Origin of the sequence: Xanthomonas sp. NCPPB 2586 (assembly GCF_041475775.2) — a bacterium.
Taxonomy (GTDB): domain Bacteria; phylum Pseudomonadota; class Gammaproteobacteria; order Xanthomonadales; family Xanthomonadaceae; genus Xanthomonas; species Xanthomonas campestris.
Map to the genome: position 1 here is coordinate 4511374 of NZ_CM192981.1, position 24068 is coordinate 4535441.

General features: G+C 67.6%; 24 protein-coding genes and 1 pseudogene. 18 read left to right on the plus strand and 7 right to left on the minus strand.

What is annotated here, in order from left to right:
* Positions 1 to 105 precede the first annotated feature (105 nt).
* Positions 106 to 1524 carry a M23 family metallopeptidase gene (locus ACCQ09_RS19845; RefSeq protein ID WP_019238046.1) on the plus strand — a complete coding sequence of 473 codons (1419 nt, stop codon included), beginning with the start codon at positions 106 to 108 and terminating at the stop codon, positions 1522 to 1524.
* 203 nt (positions 1525 to 1727) lie between these two features.
* Positions 1728 to 2861, plus strand: coding sequence for an anhydro-N-acetylmuramic acid kinase (locus tag ACCQ09_RS19850; protein WP_040941966.1), 1134 nt, complete (start codon positions 1728 to 1730; stop codon positions 2859 to 2861).
* Positions 2862 to 3106: 245 nt separating this feature from the next.
* Here ACCQ09_RS19850 and ACCQ09_RS19855 read toward each other — a convergent pair whose 3' ends face one another.
* Positions 3107 to 3334, minus strand: a complete 228-nt coding sequence (locus tag ACCQ09_RS19855; protein ID WP_011038919.1) for a hypothetical protein — start codon at positions 3332 to 3334, stop codon at positions 3107 to 3109.
* Between the two features lie 58 nt (positions 3335 to 3392).
* A complete protein-coding gene (locus ACCQ09_RS19860) occupies positions 3393 to 4688 on the minus strand; it encodes an AmpG family muropeptide MFS transporter (RefSeq protein ID WP_040941967.1) in 1296 nt (431 codons plus the stop codon).
* Positions 4689 to 4708: 20 nt separating this feature from the next.
* On the opposite strand from ACCQ09_RS19860, the gene ACCQ09_RS19865 reads away from it, so the two are divergent.
* Positions 4709 to 4912, plus strand: a complete 204-nt coding sequence (locus tag ACCQ09_RS19865; RefSeq protein WP_162871134.1) for a hypothetical protein — start codon at positions 4709 to 4711, stop codon at positions 4910 to 4912.
* A gap of 40 nt (positions 4913 to 4952) precedes the next feature.
* Here the strand turns inward: ACCQ09_RS19865 and ACCQ09_RS19870 are convergent, their stop codons facing one another.
* Positions 4953 to 5753, minus strand: a complete 801-nt coding sequence (locus ACCQ09_RS19870; RefSeq protein WP_040941968.1) for an exodeoxyribonuclease III — start codon at positions 5751 to 5753, stop codon at positions 4953 to 4955.
* A gap of 121 nt (positions 5754 to 5874) precedes the next feature.
* On the opposite strand from ACCQ09_RS19870, the gene pyrE reads away from it, so the two are divergent.
* From pyrE to ACCQ09_RS19920, 10 genes and pseudogenes are all read left to right on the plus strand, one after another.
* Positions 5875 to 6534, plus strand: coding sequence for an orotate phosphoribosyltransferase (gene pyrE, locus ACCQ09_RS19875; RefSeq protein ID WP_011038922.1), 660 nt, complete (start codon positions 5875 to 5877; stop codon positions 6532 to 6534).
* A gap of 25 nt (positions 6535 to 6559) precedes the next feature.
* Positions 6560 to 7222, plus strand: coding sequence for a hypothetical protein (locus ACCQ09_RS19880; protein WP_040941969.1), 663 nt, complete (start codon positions 6560 to 6562; stop codon positions 7220 to 7222).
* A 114-nt stretch (positions 7223 to 7336) separates the two neighbouring features.
* Complete coding sequence (locus ACCQ09_RS19885; protein WP_012439448.1) at positions 7337 to 8134, plus strand: ParA family protein; 798 nt, start codon at positions 7337 to 7339, stop codon at positions 8132 to 8134.
* Positions 8134 to 9063, plus strand: coding sequence for a ParB/RepB/Spo0J family partition protein (locus tag ACCQ09_RS19890; RefSeq protein WP_040941970.1), 930 nt, complete (start codon positions 8134 to 8136; stop codon positions 9061 to 9063). The genes ACCQ09_RS19885 and ACCQ09_RS19890 overlap by 1 nt, the downstream gene beginning before the upstream one ends.
* A 25-nt stretch (positions 9064 to 9088) precedes the next feature.
* A pseudogene (locus ACCQ09_RS19895) lies at positions 9089 to 9376 on the plus strand (helix-hairpin-helix domain-containing protein); the annotation flags it as partial.
* An 89-nt stretch (positions 9377 to 9465) separates the two neighbouring features.
* The gene (locus ACCQ09_RS19900) at positions 9466 to 10194 is read left to right on the plus strand and encodes a suppressor of fused domain protein (RefSeq protein ID WP_040941972.1); all 729 of its coding nucleotides are present in this window, start codon (positions 9466 to 9468) and stop codon (positions 10192 to 10194) included.
* Positions 10195 to 10237: 43 nt separating this feature from the next.
* Entirely contained in the window at positions 10238 to 11203 is a 966-nt protein-coding gene (locus ACCQ09_RS19905) for an SDR family NAD(P)-dependent oxidoreductase (RefSeq protein ID WP_040941973.1), read from the plus strand.
* A gap of 79 nt (positions 11204 to 11282) precedes the next feature.
* A complete protein-coding gene (locus tag ACCQ09_RS19910; RefSeq protein WP_040941974.1) occupies positions 11283 to 12005 on the plus strand; it encodes a glycosyltransferase family 2 protein in 723 nt (240 codons plus the stop codon).
* Positions 12005 to 12346 (plus strand): lipid-A-disaccharide synthase N-terminal domain-containing protein, encoded by a 342-nt coding sequence (locus ACCQ09_RS19915; protein ID WP_011038930.1) that lies wholly within the window; start codon positions 12005 to 12007, stop codon positions 12344 to 12346. Before ACCQ09_RS19910 ends, ACCQ09_RS19915 begins: the two co-directional genes overlap by 1 nt.
* Before the next feature lie 149 nt (positions 12347 to 12495).
* Complete coding sequence (locus tag ACCQ09_RS19920) at positions 12496 to 13011, plus strand: hypothetical protein (protein WP_225443842.1); 516 nt, start codon at positions 12496 to 12498, stop codon at positions 13009 to 13011.
* Positions 13012 to 13324: 313 nt separating this feature from the next.
* Here the strand turns inward: ACCQ09_RS19920 and ACCQ09_RS19925 are convergent, their stop codons facing one another.
* The 3 genes from ACCQ09_RS19925 to coaBC are packed head-to-tail and all read right to left on the minus strand — an operon-like array spanning position 13325 to position 17397.
* A complete protein-coding gene (locus tag ACCQ09_RS19925; RefSeq protein WP_040941975.1) occupies positions 13325 to 15667 on the minus strand; it encodes a phosphomannomutase/phosphoglucomutase in 2343 nt (780 codons plus the stop codon).
* Between the two features lie 15 nt (positions 15668 to 15682).
* Entirely contained in the window at positions 15683 to 16150 is a 468-nt protein-coding gene (gene dut / locus ACCQ09_RS19930; protein WP_040942400.1) for a dUTP diphosphatase, read from the minus strand.
* On the minus strand, positions 16138 to 17397 hold the full coding sequence (gene coaBC / locus ACCQ09_RS19935) for a bifunctional phosphopantothenoylcysteine decarboxylase/phosphopantothenate--cysteine ligase CoaBC (protein ID WP_040941976.1): 1260 nt from the start codon (positions 17395 to 17397) through the stop codon (positions 16138 to 16140). Before coaBC ends, dut begins: the two co-directional genes overlap by 13 nt.
* Positions 17398 to 17493: 96 nt before the next feature.
* On the opposite strand from coaBC, the gene radC reads away from it, so the two are divergent.
* The 5 genes from radC (at position 17494) to ACCQ09_RS19960 (ending at position 22198) form a co-directional block, all read left to right on the plus strand.
* Complete coding sequence (gene radC, locus ACCQ09_RS19940) at positions 17494 to 18171, plus strand: RadC family protein (RefSeq protein WP_040941977.1); 678 nt, start codon at positions 17494 to 17496, stop codon at positions 18169 to 18171.
* A gap of 87 nt (positions 18172 to 18258) precedes the next feature.
* A complete protein-coding gene (argS, locus tag ACCQ09_RS19945) occupies positions 18259 to 19947 on the plus strand; it encodes an arginine--tRNA ligase (RefSeq protein WP_040941978.1) in 1689 nt (562 codons plus the stop codon).
* A gap of 46 nt (positions 19948 to 19993) precedes the next feature.
* Positions 19994 to 20854, plus strand: coding sequence for an SPOR domain-containing protein (locus ACCQ09_RS19950; protein WP_047677402.1), 861 nt, complete (start codon positions 19994 to 19996; stop codon positions 20852 to 20854).
* Between the two features lie 6 nt (positions 20855 to 20860).
* On the plus strand, positions 20861 to 21418 hold the full coding sequence (locus ACCQ09_RS19955) for a hypothetical protein (protein WP_040941980.1): 558 nt from the start codon (positions 20861 to 20863) through the stop codon (positions 21416 to 21418).
* A gap of 24 nt (positions 21419 to 21442) precedes the next feature.
* Positions 21443 to 22198, plus strand: coding sequence for an SDR family NAD(P)-dependent oxidoreductase (locus tag ACCQ09_RS19960; RefSeq protein ID WP_011038939.1), 756 nt, complete (start codon positions 21443 to 21445; stop codon positions 22196 to 22198).
* 362 nt (positions 22199 to 22560) lie between these two features.
* Here the strand turns inward: ACCQ09_RS19960 and ACCQ09_RS19965 are convergent, their stop codons facing one another.
* Positions 22561 to 23685, minus strand: coding sequence for an acyltransferase family protein (locus tag ACCQ09_RS19965; RefSeq protein ID WP_040941981.1), 1125 nt, complete (start codon positions 23683 to 23685; stop codon positions 22561 to 22563).
* Positions 23686 to 24068 lie beyond the last annotated feature (383 nt).

Sequence of the window (24068 nt, forward strand, 5' to 3'; positions counted from 1 at the left end):
AAGTAAAAATAATGAACAGGCTCAATGGTTTGACGCGCTGTTGATCGCTGTCTATGGTACCGGCGTTTGGGCTCGCACTTCGAGCCGTCCCGGAGACTTCCAACGATGCAGAACTCAGAGCAGGGCCGTGCACGCAAGCGGCGCTTCCAAGAACGCCTCCACGTCCTCCACGACACTGCACTGCATCGCAAGCTCAAGGAACACCTGCCGGCGGCGTTCAATGACCGCTGGACGCGGCGCCACTGGATCCATGCCAGCCTGTTCGCGACGATCGGCGCGATGGTGGCGACGATCGTGCCGGGCTTTTCCAATGCCATCGATGCGCCGCTTTCCAGCCATGCCACCTTGGCACTGCCGCTGCCGCCGCTGGTACCCAGCCGCAAGGCACTGGGGCCGGGCACGGACTGGGAAATCCTCAAGGTCAAGTCCGGGCAGACGCTGAGCACCCTGTTCGGGGAGTTGGGCATCCCGACGACCGTGATGTACCAGGTGCTGGCGCATCCGGGGACCAAGGAGGCGCTGACCAAGCTGCGCCCCGGCACGGAAATCGCCTTCGACATGCCCACCCCCGGTGAGTTGCGGGCGCTGCGCTTCGATCGCGACGACAGTCACCGGGTGGAGCTGCGCCTGCTGGGCGACAGCGTGCGCGAGAACGTCACCGAGCGGGCGACCAGCACCCGCACGGTGGTGGCCAGCGGCGAGATCACCAGCTCGCTGTATGCCTCGGCCAGCAAATCCGGGCTCTCCCCGGCGGCGGTCGCGGTGATGACCGACGATATCTTCAAGTACGACATCGACTTCGATAAGGATCTGCAGCCTGGCGACCGCTTCAGCGTGGTGATGGACGAGACCTGGCGCGAAGGCGAGCGGATCAGCACCGGCGACATCCTGGCGGCCACCTTCACCACCGGCGGCAAGACCTATACCGGCTTCCGCTTCGAGCGCGCGGGCAAGCCGGCGGAATATTTCGACATCACCGGGCGCCCGCTGAAGAAGAGCTTCATCCGCATGCCGGTGGCCTATAGCCGGATCAGCTCGACCTTTGGCGCACGCAAGCACCCGGTACTGGGCACGATGCGCATGCACAAGGGCGTGGACTACGCGGCCGCTTCCGGTACGCCGATCATGGCGGCGGGCGATGCACGGGTGGTGTTCGTGGGCACCCAGCGCGGCTACGGCAACGTGGTGATCCTGGACCACGGCAAGAACTACAGCACGCTGTACGGCCATATGTCGCGGTTTGGCAAGGTCAAGGCCGGCCAGCGCATCAACCAGGGTACGGTGATCGGGTATGTCGGCATGACCGGCTTGGCGACCGGGCCGCATCTGCATTATGAATTCCGCGTTGGCGGGCAGCAGCGCAACCCGATGTCGGTGACGATGCCGCCACCGGAGCCGCTGCAGGGCGCGGAGCTCGCAGCCTTCCGCGCGCAGACCGCGCCGGCGATGGCACGTATCGAAGGCATGGAAAAACTGATCTACGCCGACGCCGGCAAGTCTGCCAAGGGCAAGCCGCGCGGCTGAGGGCGGCCAGCCCTGGTGGCCGATTGATCAGCGCTTGCGGCGCGCTTTAGCTCCCGCGAGCGCGGTTGCCCAGCCGCAGACGCTGGTGCACGGCGGCCAGCACCTGACCGCCAGGCGCAAACCACCGCGCTTCGACCAACGCTTGGTTGACGGCCCTGCCTGGGCTGCACAAGCTGCGTGACCGCTCCGCATCTGGCTCCGGCATGTCTGCTCCGACACACACGCACTCCCCGCTCTATCTCGGCTTGATGTCAGGCACCAGTGCTGACGGCATCGATGCGGCGTTGGTGCGCTTCGACGACGCCAGCCACCGCCGCTGCGAACTGGTCGCTGGCATCACGGTGGGCTGGGAACCACAGTTGCGCGAAGCGTTGGTCGCGCTCGGCCAGGGCGCCGAGCAGATGGCGATCGACCGCTTGGGCCGTCTGGACGCGCAGGTCGGGCTGGCCTTTGCAGACGCGGCCAATCAGCTGATTGCCGAGGCCGGCGTGGCGCGCGAGCAGATCCGCGCGATTGGCTCGCACGGGCAGACCATCCGCCACCGGCCGCAGGCCGACCCGGCCTTTACCTGGCAGATCGGCGACGCGAGCCGGATCGCCGAACACACCGGCATTACCACGGCGGCCGATTTCCGCCGGCGCGATGTGGCGGCTGGCGGCCAGGGTGCGCCGCTGATGCCGGCCTTCCACCTGGCGATGCTGGGTGCCAGCGACGAAGACCGTGCGGTGCTCAACCTGGGCGGCATCGGCAACCTGACGCTGATCCCGCGCGACGGCGCGGTGCTGGGCTTTGACACCGGCCCGGCCAATGCCTTGCTCGATAGCTGGTGCCAGCAGCACCGAGGCACGCCGTTCGACGCCGACGGCGCGTTTGCAGCCAGCGGCAAGGTCGATGCGGCGTTGCTACAGGCGCTGTTGGCCGACCCGTGGTTCGCACTGCCGCCACCCAAGAGCACCGGCCGTGAGCAATTTCACCTGGCGTGGGCACGGCAAGCCATGAGCACTGCGACGCTGCGCCCGGCCGATGTGCAGGCCACCTTGCTGGAATTGACGGCGGCCACGGTGGCCGATGCGTTGCTGCGCCACCAGCCGACAACGCGCCGCGTGCTGGTCTGCGGCGGCGGCGTGCGCAACCCGGTGCTACTGGCGCGGCTGGGCGCGCGCCTGCCCGGCGTGGTGGTGGAGTCCAGCGCGCGCCATGGGCTGGATCCGGATTACCTGGAGGCGATGGGCTTTGCCTGGCTCGCCGCCGAGCTCCTGGCCGGACGGCCGGCCAATCTGCCATCGGTGACTGGTGCGGCGGGGCCGCGGCTGCTGGGAGCGATTTATCCGGCCTGAGGGCCGTGCAGCCGGAAGTGGCGTCGTGAGCCGGTGCAGCTGGGCGCGATACCGGTCTACTCGTCGAACACCTAGCTGGATAGCTATGGCGCGACAGCACTAGCCGCAGATTGAAGATATGCAGTCGCACCGCTTGCTGCTGATGCAGATGCGAGCAAGCAGCAATCTGGTCGGCGCGCCTGGACTGTGTCCCCGCACTCAGCGCTCGCAGAAAAAAGCGTAGTTAAAGCAGCGTCCGCCTACTGTCAGGGGGTGTTGCCCGCCGGCAGCGCCTTGAGCGCGGCAATGGCTTCGGCCAGCGCATCGACTTCCGGGTGTTGCAGGCCGCCGGTGACTTCGTACTCGCTGGCGAACAGGCCTTGTTCGAGCAGATGCATCACCGTCTGGTGCTGGGTCCAGCCCCGTGCAACGGAAATGCGGCGGATCCGATCCACCAGCACCGGATCGATATCACGCAACACCAGATCGGTCATGCCCTTCCTCGTGCGATGCCCTGCCCCGCCGGCATCATCGGCAACCTTGGCAGCGGTTTCAATCCGGCCGCCGGTCATGGGTCTGCAAGCGCGGCCATAACCAGGCGAGCAGCGCCAGGGTGGGCACGACGGTCAGCGCGCTCAGGATGAAGAAGGTGCTGTAGGAGGTGGCCTCCACCAGAAAGCCGGAGACACCGCCGGCGAACTTGCCCGGCAGGTTAGCCAGCGAGACCAGCAATGCGTATTGGGTGGCCGTGAAATTGCGATTGGTCAGCGACGACATGAAGGCCACCAGCACGGTGCCAGCAAATCCCTGGAACAGGTTGTCGGCGCTGAGCGCGGCATAGAACGCCCACAGCTTGCCTGGGTTCTGCGCCATCAGCAGAAAGGCCAGGTTGGACAGCGCCACTCCCAGCGCGGCAACCAGCAGCATGCGCCGGAAACCGAATGCCGCCACCGCCGCACCGCCGGCGAACGCGCCAACAATGCCCATCCAGACACCGAACAACTTGGACACGGTGGCGATGTCGGCCTTGGTGTAGCCCGAATCCAGATAGAACGGCCCTGCCATCACGCCGATCACCTGGTCGGGAAATTTGAACAGGCCCACAAACGCCAGCAACATCAGGCCCAGCGCCAGCCCATTGCCCGAGAAAAAGCTGGAGATGGGCTGCCAGAATGCGCCCACCACATCGATGCGGCGCACCACCGTGAGCTCTGGCCGCTCCGGTTCGCGACACACCAAAGTGGTGATGATGGGCAACAGCATCAGCCCCGCCATGGCCAGATACGCCCAGGTCCAGTTGAGGTATTCGGCCATGTACAGTGCGCCGGCGCCGCCAAGGATCAGCCCGATGCGGTAGCCCAGCGTGTAGGTTGCCGCCAGCGCCGCCTGCGCGGTATCAGGTGCGATTTCGATGCGGTAGGCATCCACCACCGAGTCCTGGGTGGCGCCCCAGAACGAGGCAAACAGGACCCACGCGACCAGGCCGGTGACGCTCATGTCCGGGCGCGAGAACGCCAGCGCGAACAAGCCGATGCTGACGCCCACTTGCGAGACCAGCAGCCACGAGCGGCGGCGGCCCAGGAACGCCGTGATCGGAAACGCATAGCGGTCGAGCAGCGGCGCCCACAGAAACTTCAACAGGTAGAAGAAGCTGGCCAGACTGATCAGGCCAATGCTGCCCAGATCCAGGCCCACATCACGCAGGCGCGTGGATAGCGTTTGCGAGGCGATCAGCAGAAACGGCAGCCCGCTGCCGAACCCGAGCAGCGCCATGGTGGCCGCCGACGGGGTTGCGAAGGCGCGCTGGATGCCGCTCAGGCCTTTGTAGGTGGATGCGGGCGGGGTCATAACGGCGTCCGGTGGAAGTGATGGGAAGCGCGACGGCCGCCATTGTCGCCGCTCACCGCATGGACCGGACTGCCGAAGACAAACCTTCGCCTCGAATGGAACGCGCGGCCGCCGCCTTCACCGCGCTGCTGCAACTGGGACGGCATGCGGCTTATCCGCCCCGCCTTCTGGGAGCCGCCGTCCGGGCGATCCACCGCAGCCCGGCGATGCCGCTGCTGCGGTAACCGCCGCGCAAGGCGGCACCACGCCATGGCTGCCACTGGCTCACGGCGCGTAGTCCACGATGTACGGCGCATGGTCGGAAAAGCGCTGCTCGCGGTAGATGGAACAGGCCTGCACCTTGTCGCGCAGCCCGGGGGTGACCAGTTGGTAATCGATGCGCCATCCCACGTTGTTGGCGCGGGCAGCGCCGCGGTTGCTCCACCAGGTGTAGTCCTCACCCTGCGGATGCAGCACGCGGTAGCTGTCCACCCAGCCGCGCCCATTGGTGGCGTCGGCCTCGTCCAGCAGGTCGGCGCACAGGCCGTTGAGCCAGTCGCGCTCGGGCGGCAGGCAGCCGGAGTTCTTCTGGTTGGACTTCCAGTTCTTGATGTCCAGCGCCGAGCGCACGATATTCCAGTCGCCGCACAGCACGTACTGCCGACCGCTGGCCAGCCATTCGCTCAGGATCGGGCGCAGCCATTCCATGACCTGGAACTTGTAGCCCTGCCGCAACTCGCCCGAGGAGCCGGACGGGATATAGAACGACACCACGCTGAGGTTGCCGAAGCGGGCCTCGATGTAGCGGCCTTCTTCGTCGAACTCCGGCCAACCGAGCGCGGTGCGCACCTCGTCGGGTTCACGCTTGGCGTAGATCGCCACGCCGCTGTAGCCCTTCTTGGTGCTGGCATCGCGAAACCAGGCCTTGTAGCCGGCAGGCAGGAATTCCGGCCCGGCCAGCTGATGTTCCTGCGCCTTGGTCTCCTGGATGCACAGCACATCCGCGTCCTGGGTGGCGAACCACTCGAAGAACCCCTTGCTGGCGGCCGACCGCAGGCCATTGGCGTTGAAACTGATGATGCGCATAAGAGCTGGGAATGGGGAGTCGGGAATGGGGAATCGTAAAGCCTACCCCAGCGCCGCCAGGAAGGCTGCCGCGCTGCGATGCGTTTACCATTCCCGACTCCCTATTGCCCATTCCCGTCCAATGACCGATCACCGCACCCGTTTCCTGCAGCTGGCCCTGGATGCCGATGCCTTGCGCTTTGGCGAGTTCACGCTCAAGTCCGGCCGGCTCAGCCCGTATTTCTTCAATGCGGGGCGCTTCGATTCGGGCGCAAAGACCGCGCAGCTGGCGCAGTGCTACGCCGATGCGATCGATGCGGCGGGGGTGGAGTTCGACCTGCTGTTCGGGCCGGCCTACAAGGGTATTCCGCTGGCGACGGCGTTGGCCTGCGCCTATGCCGGGCGGGGCCGCGACCTGCCGCTGGCGTTCAACCGCAAGGAAGCCAAGGACCATGGCGAAGGCGGCACGCTGATCGGGGCGCCGCTGCAGGGCCGCAAGGTGTTGATCGTCGATGACGTGATCACCGCCGGCACCGCGATCCGCGAGGCGTTGGGCATCATCCGCGCCGCTGGCGGCACGCCGTCGGGCATCGTGGTGGCGTTGGACCGGCAGGAAATCGCCTCCGAGCAGGACCGCCGTTCGGCTGCGCAGGCGGTGGCGGCCGAGGCCGGCATTCCGGTGATCGCGGTGGCCAACCTCGCCGACCTGCTTGCATTCGCGGCAGGAAACGCCGACCTTGTGGGCTTCCGGGAACCGCTGCTGGCCTATCGTGGCCGCTACGGAACCGACACCACAGGCTGATAGCAGGCGACAGGGGGCTGCGCTGATGCCGATACACACACGTTTGGCGTTACTTGCCGCCGTTGCGGTCGCCGTGGTGGCCGCACCCGGCGTTGCGCAGGACAAGCCGGCCGCAAAGAAACTCTATTGCTGGAACCAGAACGGCGCCCGGGTCTGTAGCGATACGCTGCCGCCGGAGGCGGTGAACCAGGCGCGCGACGAATTCAACGTCAAGAGCGGCATGCGCAGCGCCGAGGTGCAGCGCGCGATGAGCAGCGACGAGCGCGCCGCCGCTGCTGCCAGCGAGCAACAACGCCAGGCCGACCTGGCCGCCGAACAGATGCGCAAGCGCACCGACCAGGCAATGCTGATGTCGTACCAGAGCGAGGACGACCTGCGCCGGGTGTTCAATGAGCGCATCGCCATTGTCGACAACAACATCCACACCGCGCGCTTCAACGTGACCAGCCTGCGCGAAGGCCTGGCCAGCATGCTGCGTGCCGCCGGTGACCGCGAGCTGGCCGGCCAGGCGGTGGCCGACAAGCTGGCCGGCGACATCCAGCAACGCCATCGCGAGCTGATGGCGCAGTTGCGCCTGCAGGGCAGTTTCGAGCAGCAGCGCACCGCGCTGGACGGCGAAATCACCGACATCCTGCAGCGCTACCGAGCCATGAAGGGCGCGCAGGACACCGCCACGCCGGCAGGCTGAGCCAGCCGGACGCCGCCCGCAGGGGTGACGCAGCGCCGTCGGGGCGCATTTCCCGATCCGGCGCCCAGCCCGCATAATGGCCGGTCTTACTCCTTGCCCACGAGGCTCTCCCGCATGGCCCGGATCATCGCCATTGCCAACCAGAAAGGCGGCGTCGGCAAGACCACGACCGCGGTCAATCTGGCGGCCGGCCTGGCGCGCGCGCCCAAGCGTGTGTTGCTGGTGGATCTGGACTCGCAGGGCAACGCCACGATGGGCAGCGGCATCGACAAGCGCGAGGTCGCCGCCTCCACCTGCGACCTGCTGCTGGGCGAAAACACCGCCGCCGAGATCCGGGTCACCGCGCCGGAAGGCTTCGACCTGCTGCCGGGCAACATCGACCTGACCGCCGCCGAGATCCAGCTGATGGACCAGGGCGAGCGCGAACAGCGGCTCAAGCGCGCGTTGGCACCGATCCGCGACGAATACGACTTCATCCTGATCGACTGCCCGCCGGCGTTGTCGCTGCTGACGCTCAATGCGCTGACCGCGGCCGATTCGATCATCGTGCCGATGCAGTGCGAGTACTACGCGCTGGAGGGGCTGACCGCGCTGCTGGAAACCATCGAAGCGCTGCGTGCCAACCTCAATCCGGCGCTGGAGATCGAAGGCGTGCTGCGCACGATGTTCGACATCCGCAACAACCTGGCCAATGCGGTGTCGGCGGAGCTGACCGAGCATTTTGGCGACAAGGTGTTCCGCACCATCGTGCCGCGCAACGTGCGCCTGGCGGAGGCGCCCAGTCATGGGCAGAGCATCGTGGGCTATGACCGCACCTCGCGCGGCGGGGTGGCCTACCTGGGCCTGGCCGGCGAGATCGTGCGCCGCCAGAACGACCGCAACAAGGCCGTCCGGCCCATGGAGACCGTCTGATGAGCAAGCCGACCCCTGCCAAGAAGCGTGGTCTGGGCCGCGGCCTGGAAGCGCTGTTGGGACCGAAGGGTGCGGCAGCCGCAGCGGCACCGGCCGGCGCCGACGAAAGCGCCCTGCAGCCCGGCGACACCTTGCGCCAGTTGCCGGTCACCCAGCTGCAGCCGGGCAAGTACCAGCCGCGCCGGGAGATGGACGAGGTCAAGCTGGCCGAGCTGGCGGAGTCGATCAAGGCGCAGGGCGTGATCCAGCCGATCGTGGCGCGCGAACTGGCGCCGGGGCAGTTCGAGATCGTCGCCGGCGAACGCCGTTGGCGCGCCTCGCAGCTGGCCGGGCTGACCGAGGTGCCGGTGGTGGTGCGCGAGCTCGACGACCGCACCGTCATCGCGATGGCGCTGATCGAAAACATCCAGCGCGAAGACCTCAACCCGCTGGAAGAAGCCCAGGCGCTGCAACGGTTGATCGACGAGTTCTCGTTGACCCACGCCGAAGCCGCCGAAGCGGTGGGCCGTTCGCGCGCGTCGGTATCCAACCTGCTGCGCCTGCTGGAATTGCCGGTGGCCATCCGCGTGCTGCTGGAAACCCGCCGCCTGGAAATGGGTCACGCGCGTGCGTTGCTCACCCTGGCGCCGGAACTGGCCAGCAAGCTGGCACAGGAAGCGGCCGACCAGGGCTGGTCGGTGCGCGAGGTGGAACACCGCGCGCAGCAGTTCGCCGCCGGCAAGGTGCCCGGATCGCTGCGCAAGGGCAAATCGGCCGCGGTTGCGCCGCAGGCCGATATCGCCTCGCTGGAAACCGAACTGTCCGAGTCGCTGGGCACCAAGGTGGTGTTCAACCACGGCCGCGGCGGCAAGGGCAAGCTGGTGATTCATTACACCGATCTGGATACCCTGGACGGCGTGCTGGAACGCTTGCGCGCCCGCACGGGGTGATGCGGCCAGCGCAGGAGGATCAGCGATGCATCCCGCCAAAGTGGACCGCGCGCATCTGCTGCGCCTGACCGACCTGCCGAATGTGGGGCCGGCCTGCGAAAAGGACCTGCAGCAGATCGGCATCCGCATGCCGGCGCAGCTGCACGGCCGCGATGCCTACGATATGTACGCCCAGCTCTGCCTGCGCACCGGCGTCACCCATGACCCGTGCGTGATCGATGTCTTCCTGTCGCTGGTGCGCTTCATGCAGGGCGAGCCGGCACGCAATTGGTGGGATTTCAGCGCCGAGCGCAAGGCAACCCTGGCGGCCGAGCGCACGGGTACGCAGGCAACCGCGCCGCCGCCGGGGCGCCGTGTCGCCAACACCCGCACCGGCGCCAGCAGCGACGGCAAACACCGCCCATGAGCCACGCCGACGAGACGATCAGCCCGTCCGGCAGCCCGATCCTGCATCACGCGCAGGCCAACGGCTTCGAGCCGGCACGCGGCGAAGCATGCCTCGCGCAGATCAGCGCGCATATCGAGCAGCACCTGGGTCCGATTGCGAGTGTGTTCCACGAAATCCTCTCCGATACCGTGCATCTGGATGTGCACATCGTGCCGCCCAATGCGCACTCGCCGCATCTGCGCCTGGTCACCTCGGGCATGAGCGATCTGCCGATGACGCTGCCCGACGGGGTGGAGGCGCCGCGTTACATGGAGCTGATGCTGAGCCTGCCGGGCGATTGGCCGGTCGACCAGCGCGACTTCGACGACGAGCGCCACTACTGGCCCATCCGCCTGCTCAAGAACCTGGCGCGGCTGCCGCACAAGTTCGACACCTGGCTCGGTTTCGGCCATACCGTTCCCAATGGCAACCCGGCCGAGCCGTATGCGCCGGGTGTCGCTTTCGACGGCGCGATCGTGCTGCCGCCGGTGAGCACGCCGCAAGCATTTGCCCAGCTGCGCATCGATGCCGACAAGACCATCGCCTTCATGACGGTGGTGCCGTTGTATCCGGAAGAGATGGCGTTGAAGCTGAGCCACGGCAGCGATGCACTGCTGGATCGCCTCGATGCCGGCAACATTCGGGACGACATCGACCTGCGCCGCCGCAACGTGGCGAAGAAGCGCTTTTTCGGTCTGTTCTGAGCGCTGTTGTCTCCTTCCCTTTGACGTTTTCAGGACCATTGCCATGACCATTCTCGTCACCGGCGCCGCCGGTTTCATCGGTGCCTACACCTGCCGCGCACTGGCTGCGCGCGGCGAGAACGTGGTGGGCCTGGACAACTACAACAGCTACTACGACCCGCAGCTCAAGCACGACCGCGTGGCCGCGCTGTGCCCGCAAATCGACATCCGCATGCTGGATCTCACCGACCGCGAAGGCCTGGCCGCGCTGTTCGACGAGATCCAGCCCACCCGCGTGGTCCACCTGGCCGCCCAGGCCGGCGTGCGCTATTCGCTGGAAAACCCGCATGCCTATGTCGACAGCAACCTGGTCGGCTTCGTCAACGTGCTCGAGCTGTGCCGCCACCGCGGGGTGCAGCACCTGGTGTATGCCTCGAGCAGCTCGGTGTACGGCGATTCGGCCACCCCGCCGTTCTCCGAAGACCAGCGCGTGGACCAGCCACGCTCGCTGTATGCCGCGACCAAGGCGGCCAACGAGTTGATGGGCTACACCTATGCGCAGCTGTACGGCCTGCGCGCCACCGGGCTGCGCTTTTTCACCGTGTACGGGCCATGGGGCCGGCCGGACATGGCGCCGCTGATCTTCAGCCGCGCGGTGTTGGCCGGGCGCCCGATCGAGGTGTTCAACCACGGCAAGATGCAGCGCGACTTCACCTTCGTGGCCGACATCGTGGCCGGCGTGCTCGGCGCGCTGGACACCCCCAGCAGCGAGCCGGTGCCGCACCGCGTGTTCAACCTGGGCAACCACACCCCGGTGGAATTGGAATACTTCATCGACGTGATCGCCCAGGCGGCCGGCCGCCCGGCCGAAAAGATCTACCGGCCGATGCAGCCAGGCGACATGGTGCGCACCATGGCCGACACTTCGCGGGCGCAGGCGGCATTCGGCTTCGATCCGGCCACGCCGGTCGAGCTCGGTCTGCCACAGGTGGTGGAGTGGTGCCAACGTTATTTCGCCTCGCGCGCCTGAGCTTCATGCCCGGCTCAGATGGTCAGGGCACAATGCGCGATCTTTTTTGCTCCGCCTGCATCCGGGCCGCCACAATCCCATGAGCCAACCTCAGCTTTCCGTCGTCGTCCCCGTGTTCAATGAGCGCGACAACGTGGCGCCCCTGGTCGGCGAGATCGTGGCGGCGTTGCGCGGCGTGGTCGCCTTCGAGATCGTCTATGTCGACGACCACTCGCGCGATGACACGCTGGCGGTGTTGCAGGAGCTGAAAACCCGCACCCCCGAACTGCGCGTGCTGCACCACGTCACCCAGAGCGGGCAGAGCACGGCGGTGCGCAGCGGGGTCAAGGCCGCGCGGGCGAGCTGGATCGCCACGCTCGATGGCGATGGCCAGAACGACCCGGCCGACATCCCCAAACTGCTCATCGCGCGTGCCCAGGCCGAGCCGCAGGTCAAGCTGTTCGCCGGCTGGCGGGTCAACCGCCAGGATTCGGGCTCCAAGCGCTGGGCCAGCAAGTGGGCCAACGCGATCCGCTCGCGCATGCTGCAGGACAACACCCCCGATACCGGCTGCGGGATCAAACTGTTCGAGCGCGCGGCGTTCCTGGACCTGCCCTACTTCGACCACATGCACCGCTACCTGCCGGCGCTGATGCAGCGCGCCGGTTGGCGCACGGTGAGCGTGCCGGTGCATCACCGCCATCGCACCGCCGGCGTGTCCAAGTACAACAATCTCAACCGGGCGCTGGTGGGCATCCGCGACCTGCGCGGCGTGGCGTGGCTGATCACCCGTAGCAAGCGCACCGCGGTGAAGGAGCGCTGATGGAGCTGCACTGGCTGGATCAACCGCTTACCTGGCTGTACTGGACCGGGCTGCACGTCACCGGCTGGAAGCTGATCGGCTATGTGGGCGCGCTGATGTTTGGCGGCCGCTGGCTAGTGCAGTTCGTGGCCTCCAAGCGCGCCGGCAAGCCGGTGATCCCGCGCATGTTCTGGTACATGAGCGTGGTCGGCAGCCTGATGACGCTGAGCTACTTCGTGTTTTCGGCCAAGCAGGACTCGGTGGGCGTGCTGCAGAACATGTTCCCGGCCTTTACCGCGTTCTACAGCCTGTACCTGGACATCAAGCATCGCGGCTGGAAGCGCGAGCGCGCCTCGCACTGAGTACTGGATAGGCTTGCTGCGCCTGCTGGCGCACCGCCAGCGCGCACCTGAAACGGCGCCTCTTCGGACACTGCACTGCCGGGTTTGCCTAATCGCGCGTGGGTGCCGCACTGATGCGCGGCGACGTTGCTGCCACGCAGGCTGTGGACATGTCCAGCGCCCAGCCCCTGCCCGCTCTACCTCCGCCGTCCAACGCTGCGCGGCATTGGCATCTACAGGTGCACACCCATCAGCAGGTAGCGTTGTTCGCTGACTGGCGCTGCGCACGCGCCGCAGCGGCGTGCCTGTCGCGTAGTGGCCATTGGCATGGCACGCGACTGCTGTGCTGGGTGTTGCTGCCCGATCACTGGAGCGCGCTGTTGCAGGCGGATCAGCCGGCGCTGCTGCTGCACCGCGCCGGCAGCGCGTGCCAGGCCGCGGCAGAGGCGGTCAATCGCGCACGCGGGCGCGGCGGTACGGTCTGGCAACCGCACCCCACCCTGACGCCGTTGGCTGCGCCCAACGACCATCGGCACTTCGCGCGTGCGCTGGTGGCCGCGCCGGTGCGCGCCGGGCTGGCCGCGCACGTGGGCGCCTATCCGTACTGGGATGCGGTCTGGCTGCCGCACGAGGCAGGTGGCACAGCGGTGCCAGGCATCACGGCGATGACGCGGCGGGCCGGGTGACTGTGCGGTGCAGATCAGCGCGACGTGGATCAGCGAATGCAAGAGGCCTGCGCTCGCGGCCAGGGTGCCCGGCAGACCGGGCGGGTGCTCTTCCCCATGCGTCTTGAGCTGCGGAATCAGCGCGAGTGCGCTGGGAAAGCCGCGCGCAAACACGTCAGTGCTGCGTCGCGGCGGGGTGGCTACTCCTTACCGCCGAGCAACGCACGCGCAGCCTCGCGCGCGGAGACTGCGGAGCAGAACGCGGCTTGGCCAGGACGCCAGCGCGCTGGCCGCGGCCGATGCGGCCAGCGCAGTGGCTCGGCGGCTGCCGTGCTCAGAATGCGAGCGGGTGATCCGGCAGCAGCGCCTGCAGTTCGCTGCGGAACAGCGCGCGGATGCGTTCCAGCGCCACAGCGGTGTCGGCTTCGAAGCGCAGCACCAGGATCGGGGTGGTGTTGGACGCACGTACCAGGCCCCAGCCGTCGCCGAAATCCGCGCGCAGCCCATCGATGGTGGACAACCGCGCGGCCTCGAACGGCGACTCCTCGCCGGCCTGGGCACGCTCCACGAACCGGGCCACCAGCGCATGCGCATCGCCGTCCACCGGTACCTTGATCTCCGGCGTGGACACGCTTTCGGGCAGCTCGCCGAGCACGTCGGACGGGGTCTCTTCGCGCTGGGCGAGGATTTCCAGCAGGCGCGCGGCGGCATAGATGCCATCGTCGAAGCCGTACCAGCGCTCCTTGAAGAAGAAGTGCCCGCTCATTTCACCGGCCAGCTCGGCATCGGTTTCGCGCATCTTCGCCTTGATCAGCGAATGCCCGGTCTTCCACATCAACGGGCTGCCGCCATTGCGCAACACGTAGTCGGACAGCTTGCCGGTGCACTTCACGTCGTAGATCACCAGCGCGCCGGGATTGCGTTGCAGCACATCGGCGGCAAACAGCATCAGCAGGCGGTCGGGGAAGACGATGGCGCCTTCCTTGGTGACCACGCCCAGGCGGTCGGCATCGCCATCGAAGGCCACGCCGATATCCGCATCGAAGCGCTGCACCATCTGCACCAGATCGCCGAGATTGTGCGGCTCGCTCGGGTCTGGATGGTGATTGGGAAAAGTGCCGTCGATTTCGCAATACAGCGGCACCACTTCCGCACCGATGGCCTCCAACAAGCGCGGCGCGATCTCGCCGGCCGCGCCATTACCGGCGTCCACCACCACCTTGATCGGGCGGTCCAGCTGCACGTCGTCGGCAATGCGCTGGATGTAGGCATCGCTGATGTCGCGCTGCTCCAGTTCGCCGGGGCTGGCTGCGGTATGCAGGCGGCCTTCGTTGATGCGCTGGTGCAGCTCGGTGATCGCCGCACCGGAGAGCGTCTCGCCGCCGATCACGATCTTGAAGCCGTTGTAGTCGGGCGGATTGTGGCTGCCGGTCACCGCCACGCAGCTGCCGGCGCGCAATTCGTAGGCGCCGAAGTACACCACCGGCGTCGGCGCCAGGCCGATGTCGGTGACGTTGCAACCGGCGCGGCGCAGGCCTTCGATCAGGCCGTTGGTCAGTTCCGGGCCAGACAAACGTCCATCGCGGCCGACCACGATGTCGCGCAGGCCTTGCGCCTGCATCACGCTGCCGATGGCCTGGCCGATCAGCGCGGCGATGCCGGGGTTGAGATCCTTGCCCACCACGCCGCGGATGTCGTACGCGCGGAACATCTCCGCGGCGACCTGCACGGCCGGGACCAGCACCGCGGGCGCCGGCGTGGCAGCGTCCAGCGCGCGGGGCTCGCCGGCCACGCTGGCGTCCTGCTGCAGGCTCTGGCGGAAGGTCGGCTCGTCTGCGGCCGCATCACCGGCCACCCGGCGGCGCGGCAAGGCCACCTGGCCCCGGCTGGCCAGCACCAACAGCACCGCGATCACCAGCAGCAATGCCGCCACGATCGCGCAGCCGAGCGCGCCCAGCCCCAGCGGGCCGCTGTCGCTTTGCGGCACCGCCGCAGCGATGCGCAGGCCACTGTCGCCCAACGGGCGGGCCAGGGTTTCGGCGGCGTCCGCCAGCGCGGTATCGCCCTGCTCCACCACGTTGAAGCTGCCCTGGCGCAATGCCAGATAGGCCTGCCCGGGCACGGCAATGGCATCGAGCGGGCCAGTCAGGCGAAGCAACGGCAGCCGTGCGTAGGCCACCGCCGGCTGACCGCCCAGGGCGACCGCGGCGGCCACGCCCAGCCGCACCTGCTTGGCGTCGCGCACCACGCGCACCTGGGCCCGTTCGCCGACCAGCGCCGACTCGAGAAGGCTCAGCCGCGCGTAGCCGAAGTCTTTGGGGTTGTCGTACGCCGCGCTGAGGTCGCCGCGCAGCACCTGCACATCCTCGGCGCCCTTGAAGCGCTCGCGGATCGCCGAGGCGGCGGCGAGTGCATCGCCGCCGGCCAACGCGGCCACCACCTGAGGTTGCTCGAGCACGGCGTCCAGCTGGCCGGCCTGCGAGGTCATGGCCTGACGCACGTCCTGCACGGCGCGGTCGCGCGCCTGCTCAAGCGTCTGCGCGATCGCGTCCTCGCGCCATTGCGCGTAGCTGTTCCAGCCGAACCAGGCGGCCAACAGCAGCAGCATGCCGCCCAATACCGGTCCACTCGTCCGCACGCCCGACATCCCCTGCCTGCGCTCGTTCGCCTTGCTCATCGTCAAGCTCCCCTGTCAGCGCACGCCGGTGTGGCCGAATCCACCCGCTCCCCGCGCGCTGTCCACGAAAGTATCCACCACTTGCAAGCTCACGCGCACGATCGGCAGGATCACCAACTGCGCGATGCGATCGCCCGGCTCGATGGTGAAGGCCTCGCGGCCACGGTTCCAGGTGCTGATCAACAGCGGCCCCTGGTAGTCGGCATCGATCAGACCGGTGCCATTGCCCAGCACGATGCCGTGCCGGTGGCCCAGGCCGGAGCGCGGCAGGATCAACGCGCAGACCTGCGGGTCGTCCAGATGGATGGCGATGCCGCTGGGAATCAGCGCCGCATCGCCGGGCTCCAGCGTCATTGGCGCCTCCAGTGCCGCGCGCAGGTCCATGCCTGCGCTGGCTTCGGTGGCATAGGCCGGCAGCGGCCACAGGTCGCCGAAACGCGGGTCGAGCAACTTCACCTGCAAGGACTGGGTCATGCCTGCAATCTCTCCGCGATCAGGGCCAGCAATTGCTCGGCCAGGTCCGTCTTGCTGCTGCTGGGAAACGCACGCTCGCCGCCCTGCCAATAGGCGGTGGCGGCATTGTTGTCGCTTTCGAAGCCACCGCCGACGATCCCCACCTGATTGGCGATGATCAGGTCCAGCCGCTTGGCCGCCAGCTTGCCACGGGCGTAATGCTCCACGTCGTGCGTTTCGGCAGCAAAACCGACCACCAGTTTCAGCGCACCGGTCTGCGCGGCGACCTCGGACAGGATGTCCGGCGTGCGCACCAGTTCCAGCGTGAGCGTCTCGCCGGTCTTCTTGATCTTCTGCGACACCACCCGCTTGGGCGTGTAGTCGGCCACCGCGGCTGCGCCAATGTAGATATCGGCCGGGAACGCGCCCAGTACCGCATCGCGCATCTGCGCGGCCGAGCGCACATCCAGTCGCTGCACGCCGTCGGGCGTGGTCTGGTGCACCGGCCCGCTGATCAGCACCACATCGGCGCCCTGGCGTGCGGCCGCCGCTGCCAGCGCGTAGCCCATCTTGCCGCTGCTGCGGTTGCCGACGTAGCGCACCGGGTCCAGGTCCTCGAAGGTAGGGCCGGCGCTGATCACGATGCGCAGGCCTTCGAGTTGAGCACTGCTGGGAACGAACACCGGGGGCGACGCGGCGGCAGCGTCTTGACGCAGACCGTCACCGGCCAGCGCCGCGATGATCGCGGCCGGCTCGGCCAAGCGGCCGGGACCGGATTCGCCCTCGGCCAACGGGCCGTCATCCGGGCCGACCACCGCCACGCCGCGCGCGCGCAAGGTGGCGATATTGGCCTGGGTGGCCGGGTGCAGCCACATGCGGTGATTCATCGCCGGCGCCACGGTCAGTGGCGCAGTGGTGGCCAGGCACAGGGTGGTGACCAGGTCATCGGCCAAGCCGTGCGCCAGGCGCGCCAGCAGATCGGCGGTGGCCGGCGCGACGATCACGCGGTCGGCCCAACGTGCCAGTTCGATATGGCCCATGGCCTGCTCGGCAGCGCTGTCCCACAAGGTGGTGCGGGTGGGCTGGCCAGACAGCGCCTGGAAGCTGAGCGGGGTGACGAATTGCTGCGCGCCGCTGGTCATGGCGACCTGCACCTGCGCACCGGCGTCGCGCAGGCGACGGACCAGTTCGAGCGATTTGTAGGCGGCAATGCCTCCGCCGACGCACAGCAGCAAGCGCTGTCCGTCCAGGGGGCGGGCCTGAGTGGAGCCGGTCACGTCGGGGTCGTCCTACCGTTACAAGGACAACTAGATTAGCCGATGCCCCCGTTCGGCCTGATAGGCGTCGGCGATGAGCACCGGCAATCTGGCCATATGCACATCAACGACTGGCCCACCGACGAACGCCCGCGCGAGAAACTTCTGGCCCGCGGCGCCGCTGTTCTCTCCGACGCCGAGCTGCTGGCGATCTTTGTCGGCTCGGGGTTGCGCGGCCAGGACGCGGTGCGCACCGCGCGCGACCTGCTGCACCGGCACGGCCCGCTGCGCTGCCTGCTGGATCGCCCGGCCAAGGCGCTGGCCCGCCTGCCCGGACTGGGGCCGGCGTCGGCCTGCAAGCTGAGCGCTGCGCTGGAGCTGGCCAACCGGCACCTGCTCAGCGACCTGGAGCGCGGCGAGGCCTTGAGCGATCCCAGCAGCGTGGGGCGCTACTTCTCGCAGCGGCTGCGGGCGCGCAACTACGAAGTGTTCGCGGCGCTGTTCCTGGATAGCCGCCATCGCGCGATCGCCTTCGAGGAGTTGTTCACCGGCACCATCGATGCGGCCGAGATCCATCCGCGCGAAGTGGTGCGGCGAGCGCTACTGCACAACGCGGCGGCGGTGGTCGTGGGCCACAACCATCCCTCCGGCGATCCGGAGCCGTCCGAGGCCGACCGCGCGGTCACCCAGCGCCTGCTGCAGGCCTTGGGGCTGGTGGATATCCGGCTGCTCGACCACTTCGTGATCGGGGATGGTCGGCCGGTCTCGCTGGCCGAGCGCGGCTGGGTGCCGTGAGCGTGCGCGCCGGGACCTGAATCGTCACTCGGACCCGCGGCCGCGCGGTCGGGTAAAATCGCTGGTTTCGTTCCAAGCAGATCCCACGTGAAAGCCCAACTCCGCGCACTGATCGGCCAAGGCATCGAAGCCTTGCGCGCCAATGGCACCCTGCCCGCCGACACCCTGCCGCCGGATTTTGTGGTCGAGCGGCCCAAGACCCGCGAGCACGGCGATTTCGCCACCAATGCGGCGATGCTGCTGGCCAAGGCTGCGCGCAGCAACCCGCGTGCGCTGGCCCAGGCGCTGCTGGCCGCATTGCCAGCCAGCGACGATGTGGCACGCGTGGAGATTGCCGGCCCGGGCTTCATCAATTTCCATCTCACCCCGGCCGCCTACCAGCGCGAAGTGATCCATGTGATCAAGCAGGGGCACGACTACGGCCGCGGGCTGGCCGGCAACGGCCGCTCGGTGGGTGTGGAATACGTCTCGGCCAACCCGACCGGCCCGCTGCATGTCGGCCACGGCCGCGCGGCGGCGATCGGCGACAGCCTGGCGCGCGTGCTCGATGCCAACGGCTGGAACGTCAAGCGCGAGTTCTACTACAACGATGCCGGCGTGCAGATCGAGAACCTGGCGTTGTCGGTGCAGGCGCGCGCGCAGGGCCTCACCCCGGACAGCGCCGGCTGGCCGGAAAACGGCTACCGCGGCGATTACATCGCCGATGTCGCAAAGGCCTATCTGGCGGGCGACACCGTCGACCTGGAAGGCCACCTGGTCACCGGCACCAAGGATCCGGCCGATCTCGAATCGATCCGTCGCTTTGCCGTGGCCTACCTGCGCAACGAGCAGAACCACGACCTGGCCGCGTTCCGCGTCGATTTCGATATCTATTTCCTGGAAAGCTCGCTGTACAAGAACGGCAAGGTCGACGAAGCCGTGCAGAAGCTGATCGCCTCCGGCCACACCTACGAGGAAGGCGGCGCGCTGTGGTTGAAGTCCACCGACTTCGGCGACGACAAGGACCGGGTGATGCGCAAGTCCGACGGCACCTACACCTACTTCGTGCCGGACGTGGCCTATCACCTGACCAAGTGGCAGCGCGGCTATGAGCGCGCCATTACCGAGCTGGGCGCCGACCACCACGGCTCGCTGACGCGCGTGCGCGCCGGCCTGCAGGCGATGGAGCTGGGTATCCCGCAGGGCTGGCCGGAATACGTGCTGCACCAGATGGTCACGGTGATGCGCGGCGGCGAGGAAGTGAAGCTTTCCAAGCGCGCCGGCAGCTACGTCACCTTGCGCGACCTGATCGAAGAAACCAGCGCCGATGCGGTGCGCTGGTTCCTGATCGCGCGCAAGCCCGATTCGCAGCTCACCTTCGATATCGACCTGGCGCGTGCGCAGAGCAACGACAACCCGGTGTTCTATGTGCAGTACGCGCATGCCCGCGTCTGCAGCGTGCTGCGCCAGGCGCAGGAAAAGGGCCTGAAGTACGACCAGACCCACGGCATGGCCGAGCTTGCACGCCTGGACGACGAACATTCGCTGGCGCTGATGCTGGAGCTGTCGCGCTACGCCGAAGTGGTGGAATTGGCGGGCCAGACGCTGGAGCCGTACCAGATTGCGCAGTACCTGCGTGAATTGGCGCACGCCTTCCACACGTGGTATCACAACAGCAAGGTGCTGGTGGACGATGCCGCCGAGCGCGACGCCAAGCTCACCCTCGCGGTGGCCACCCAGCAAGTTCTCGCCAACGGCCTGGAACTGCTCGGCGTCAGCGCCCCAGAAAAGATGTAATCAGCGGCCGCATGGCCCGCAATGACGTGATTCGGAGAAGTGGTGAATGGCAGCACGACGCGGTAAGAGTCAGGCGCGACGCAATACCAGCAATGGGACACCGGGATGGGTCTGGTTGGTCGCCGGCGCAGCGATTGCGGCCGTGATCTTCCTGGCGGCCCCCAACCTGTTCAAGAAGGACGGCGACGGGTTCCTGCGCGTGGGCCCGCGGCCCAATCCGGATGCGCAGCCCGCTCCGGTGGCCGACACCGATGTCGACACGCCGGCCGAGTTGCCCAAGCCCAGCGCGCCGCCGGCCAAGCCGGCGGTCAAGCCCGGCGATGCGCAGACGCAGTACGACTTCTACACCCTGCTACCAGGCAAGGAAGTGCAGATGTCTGATGCCGAACTGGCCGCCAGCGCGCGTGCCGAAGAGGCCGCGCGTGCACGCGCCGCGCTGGAAGGCAAGCCGGTGGCGCCAGCGGCCAGCGTCGCGGCCGCCACACCCACGACCAGCGTGCCGGTGCCCTTGAACGAAACCGCCGCAAGCGCGCCAAAGCCGTTGCCGGAAACCGCGTCCGCGCGGCCGGCCGCAACGCCGGCACCGGCCAGCACCGCTGCGGTCACCACGCCGGCAGCCGCGCTGGCCGCCAAACCGGCGGCCAGCGCGGCCGCTGCACCGGCCGTGGCCGATACCACCCGTTACATCTTGCAGGCCGGCTCCTTCGGCGCCTCAGGCGATGCGGAGTCGACCAAGGCCAAGCTGGCGATGATGGGCCTGGCCGCACGCGTGGAGTCGGCCGACATCGCTGGCAAGACGGTCTACCGCGTGCGCATGGGGCCGTATGGCAGTGCCGGCGAATTGGCCGAGGCCAAGCAGAAGCTCACCGGCAGTGGGCTGCCGGCCATCGCCATCAAGGCGCAGTAAACACCGGTGATGCGCCGGGTCGCTGCGCTGCTGCTGTGGGGGCTGATCGGCACGGCGCAGGCCACCGAGCAGATTCCCGACCGCATCCAGATCGATGGCCGCGATGCAGCGCTGCTGGCCGAACCGTTATCTGCGGTGCTCGACGACCAGGCCACCTGGCAGCGATTCGTCGCCCATGTGCGCCAGGCGCTGGGCGGTTGCAGCGCCAACTGGCGTGGTTACCAGGCCTATTGGCGACTGGATGGCGTGCGCCTGCTGCTGGATCGCGTGGTGATCGGCGCCTGTGCCGACACGCCGCCGAACTTGCCGCTGCAGGTGCTGTTTCCGCAGCGCCAGGCGCCGCTGTTGGCAGACTGGGTCGACGGCGAACTGCTGATCGCCCTGCCTGATGAGCACGCACACGACGCAGCGGCGGCTCCTGCACAGGCCAGTTCGAAGTCGTTGCCGTATCTGCTGTTGCACGTCCAGCACGGCCAGGTCACCGCACGCGAACCGCTCAGCGCGGCGATGTTGGAGGCGCGGCGCGCCGCCGCCGATGCGCAACGTGCCGCTCCCCATCCCTGATCCACGTCCCCCAGGAGTTCCCCCATGTCCAAGACCGTCCTGATCACCGGCGCCACCTCCGGATTCGGCAGTGCCGCCGTCCGCCGTTTTGCCGCAGCCGGCTGGAACGTCATCGCCACCGGCCGGCGTGCCGACCGCCTGCAAGCGCTGGCCGCTGAACTCCCCGCCGGCCAGGTGCACACCGCCGCCTTCGACATGCGCGATGCACAGGCCCTGGGCGCTGCCATCGACGCGCTGCCGGCGGACTTCGCCGACATCGACGTGCTGGTCAACAACGCCGGCCTGGCGCTGGGCACCGCACCGGCGCAGCAGGCCGACCTGAGCCAGTGGCAGCAGATGATCGACACCAATGTCACCGCGCTGGTGACGCTCACCCATCGCCTGCTGCCGGCGCTGATCGCGCGCCGCGGCGCCATCATCAACATCGCCTCGGTCGCGGCGACCTACCCCTACACCGGCGGCAATGTGTACGGCGGCACCAAGGCGTTCGTGCAGCAATTTTCGCTGGGCCTGCGCTCGGATCTGCACGGTACCGGCGTGCGTGTGACTTCGATCGAACCGGGCATGGCCGAAACCGAATTCACCCTGGTGCGCACCGGCGGCAACCAGGCCGCCTCGGACACGCTGTACCGCGGTGCCACACCGATGACGGCCGAGGATATCGCCGAGCAGATCTTCTACGTGGCCAGCCTGCCGCCGCACTTGAACATCAACCGGCTGGAGATCATGCCGGTGACGCAGTCGTTTGCAGGCTTCCAGGTGGCACGCGACGCGCAGTGAGGCGGTGATGCGTGCGGGCAGGCGAGCGTGGTTGCATGCCAAGCGCATTGCCGGTGATCACGCTGCCGCACTGCGCTGCGTGGGCAGAACGAACGCCGCGTTTGCGGGCGTGTTGAAGCCGTGCCGGTGCATGGCCGTGGCTGCACATGCTCTCGTCCATGAACGCGACTGCTGAAGCCAGAAGGCCGCGCATCGCGCGGCTTTCTTCATTCGCGTCGATACGTCGAGAGATCGGTGGGTTGGTCGATCGGTAGCCGCTGCTTGTTGGCGCGATGTGGACAGACACAGCGCACGGCTGCGCGCCTGTTCGGCCAACTACGGTGTAGCGCATACCCAGCGCAGGAGCGCCCACGCAGAACGCGCTACGCCGGCTCGGCCACCACAACCGAACTGCGCCGGCGAAGCACCCTGCCGCGCAGGCGCAGGAACGGCCGCTCCACTGCGTAGTGCAACAACGCCCCGGCCAGCAGCGCGCAGACGCCGTAGACGGCGAACGCGAGGATGCCGCGCCCGTCCAGCGCCGCTCCCAGCCAGGTCTGGGTAACGTGGAACACCGCCTTGTGGGTCAAGTACAGGCTGTACGAAATGCCTGCCAGCCAGGTCGCGCCCGGTACATGCAGCCTGCCGAGCGCGCTGTTGGTGGCGGTACCGGCCAGCACCAGGCATGCCAGGCCCAGCGACAACACCGGCCAGCCAACTGCATTGCCGAGCAGGCCGGTTCGGTCGCGGAACAGCCACAGCGCCAGCGCCATGACCGCCACACCGGCCAGCGCGAAAGCGTTGCCGCGCTGCTGCAGGCGCTGCCAGGTGTGCGGGCGAAACACCTTCACCACCGCCAGCACCACGCCGGCCAGCAGGCCGTCCAGACGGTTCCAGGTGGGGTAATAGATGTCTTCGATAAACCAGTTGCGTTGCAGCCCGGCGCCGGCCGCGTCCAGCGCGCTGTCATGCAGCCACACCCCCGCACGCAGCGCGATGCCTGCCGCGACCACCACGACGCACAGCACACCAAAGCGCAACGCCGACGGACGCCGCAGCAGTACCGTGGCCAGCAGCGGAAACACCAGATAGAAATGCTCTTCCACGCACAACGACCACGCATGCGAAAACGCGGCGTCACGGCCGTAATCGACCAGCAGATTCAGCGTAAAGGTCACAAACATCCACCAAGGCGCCAGGCCCGGCGACTCGCGGAATCCCGGCCAGGCCAGGTATACCGCCAGCACCACCAGGAACGCCGGCAAGATGCGGAAAGCGCGGCGCAGGTAGAAGTCGGTGAAATCCAGCCGCTGCCCACTGGCCAGCGGCATCAGCACCTGCGTGCCGATCAGAAACCCGCTCAGCACGAAAAACAGATCCACGCCCATCCAACCGTAGCGCGACAGCCACGCCCACTCCGGCCCCAGGCCACCGACCACGAACGCGTGGAACAGCATCACCCACACGATGGCGATACCACGCAACAGATCGAGAGCCGGATAGCGCATGCGGGCAGGGGCAGTCGGGAGAACTCCGATTGTGCCCTAACCATCGCGGCGTTACGGATGGGTGCGCGTGCATTGGCGCAGACGCCCGGGCACGCAGAGCAATGCACTACCGATGTTAGCGACGCACGTGCATGTGGCAATGCGCCGCAAGTGCATGCATGCCTGGATCAGAGGACGTCTGTGCACGCTTGAAAGACACCCCAATGCGCACACCGCGCTGCCAGCGTGCATCCGACTCTGGCGATCGCGCGCCAACTGGCGGCCCAGCATGACGTGCGATTGATGTGAAGCAACGCAGTGCCGATGTCAGCGGCGCACGTTTGCTTGGACACTGGTCGCGAGCGCATGCATGGAGCAGACGGCGGATAAAGAAACGTACTCCA

Excerpts from the sequence above, each read along its gene's own strand:
- ACCQ09_RS19950 (WP_047677402.1), top strand. The coding sequence starts at position 19,994 with ATGGCAGCACGACGCGGTAAGAGTCAGGCGCGACGCAATACCAGCAAT.
- pyrE (WP_011038922.1), top strand. The coding sequence starts at position 5,875 with ATGACCGATCACCGCACCCGTTTCCTGCAGCTGGCCCTGGATGCCGAT.
- ACCQ09_RS19885 (WP_012439448.1), top strand. The coding sequence starts at position 7,337 with ATGGCCCGGATCATCGCCATTGCCAACCAGAAAGGCGGCGTCGGCAAG.
- ACCQ09_RS19920 (WP_225443842.1), top strand. The coding sequence starts at position 12,496 with ATGTCCAGCGCCCAGCCCCTGCCCGCTCTACCTCCGCCGTCCAACGCT.
- ACCQ09_RS19850 (WP_040941966.1), top strand. The coding sequence starts at position 1,728 with ATGTCTGCTCCGACACACACGCACTCCCCGCTCTATCTCGGCTTGATG.
- ACCQ09_RS19915 (WP_011038930.1), top strand. The coding sequence starts at position 12,005 with ATGGAGCTGCACTGGCTGGATCAACCGCTTACCTGGCTGTACTGGACC.
- ACCQ09_RS19865 (WP_162871134.1), top strand. The coding sequence starts at position 4,709 with ATGGGAAGCGCGACGGCCGCCATTGTCGCCGCTCACCGCATGGACCGG.
- ACCQ09_RS19890 (WP_040941970.1), top strand. The coding sequence starts at position 8,134 with ATGAGCAAGCCGACCCCTGCCAAGAAGCGTGGTCTGGGCCGCGGCCTG.
- ACCQ09_RS19860 (WP_040941967.1), bottom strand. The coding sequence starts at position 4,688 with ATGACCCCGCCCGCATCCACCTACAAAGGCCTGAGCGGCATCCAGCGC.
- radC (WP_040941977.1), top strand. The coding sequence starts at position 17,494 with ATGCACATCAACGACTGGCCCACCGACGAACGCCCGCGCGAGAAACTT.
- ACCQ09_RS19925 (WP_040941975.1), bottom strand. The coding sequence starts at position 15,667 with ATGAGCAAGGCGAACGAGCGCAGGCAGGGGATGTCGGGCGTGCGGACG.
- ACCQ09_RS19845 (WP_019238046.1), top strand. The coding sequence starts at position 106 with ATGCAGAACTCAGAGCAGGGCCGTGCACGCAAGCGGCGCTTCCAAGAA.
- ACCQ09_RS19855 (WP_011038919.1), bottom strand. The coding sequence starts at position 3,334 with ATGACCGATCTGGTGTTGCGTGATATCGATCCGGTGCTGGTGGATCGG.
- ACCQ09_RS19965 (WP_040941981.1), bottom strand. The coding sequence starts at position 23,685 with ATGCGCTATCCGGCTCTCGATCTGTTGCGTGGTATCGCCATCGTGTGG.
- ACCQ09_RS19900 (WP_040941972.1), top strand. The coding sequence starts at position 9,466 with ATGAGCCACGCCGACGAGACGATCAGCCCGTCCGGCAGCCCGATCCTG.
- ACCQ09_RS19870 (WP_040941968.1), bottom strand. The coding sequence starts at position 5,753 with ATGCGCATCATCAGTTTCAACGCCAATGGCCTGCGGTCGGCCGCCAGC.
- ACCQ09_RS19880 (WP_040941969.1), top strand. The coding sequence starts at position 6,560 with ATGCCGATACACACACGTTTGGCGTTACTTGCCGCCGTTGCGGTCGCC.
- ACCQ09_RS19905 (WP_040941973.1), top strand. The coding sequence starts at position 10,238 with ATGACCATTCTCGTCACCGGCGCCGCCGGTTTCATCGGTGCCTACACC.
- ACCQ09_RS19910 (WP_040941974.1), top strand. The coding sequence starts at position 11,283 with ATGAGCCAACCTCAGCTTTCCGTCGTCGTCCCCGTGTTCAATGAGCGC.
- ACCQ09_RS19960 (WP_011038939.1), top strand. The coding sequence starts at position 21,443 with ATGTCCAAGACCGTCCTGATCACCGGCGCCACCTCCGGATTCGGCAGT.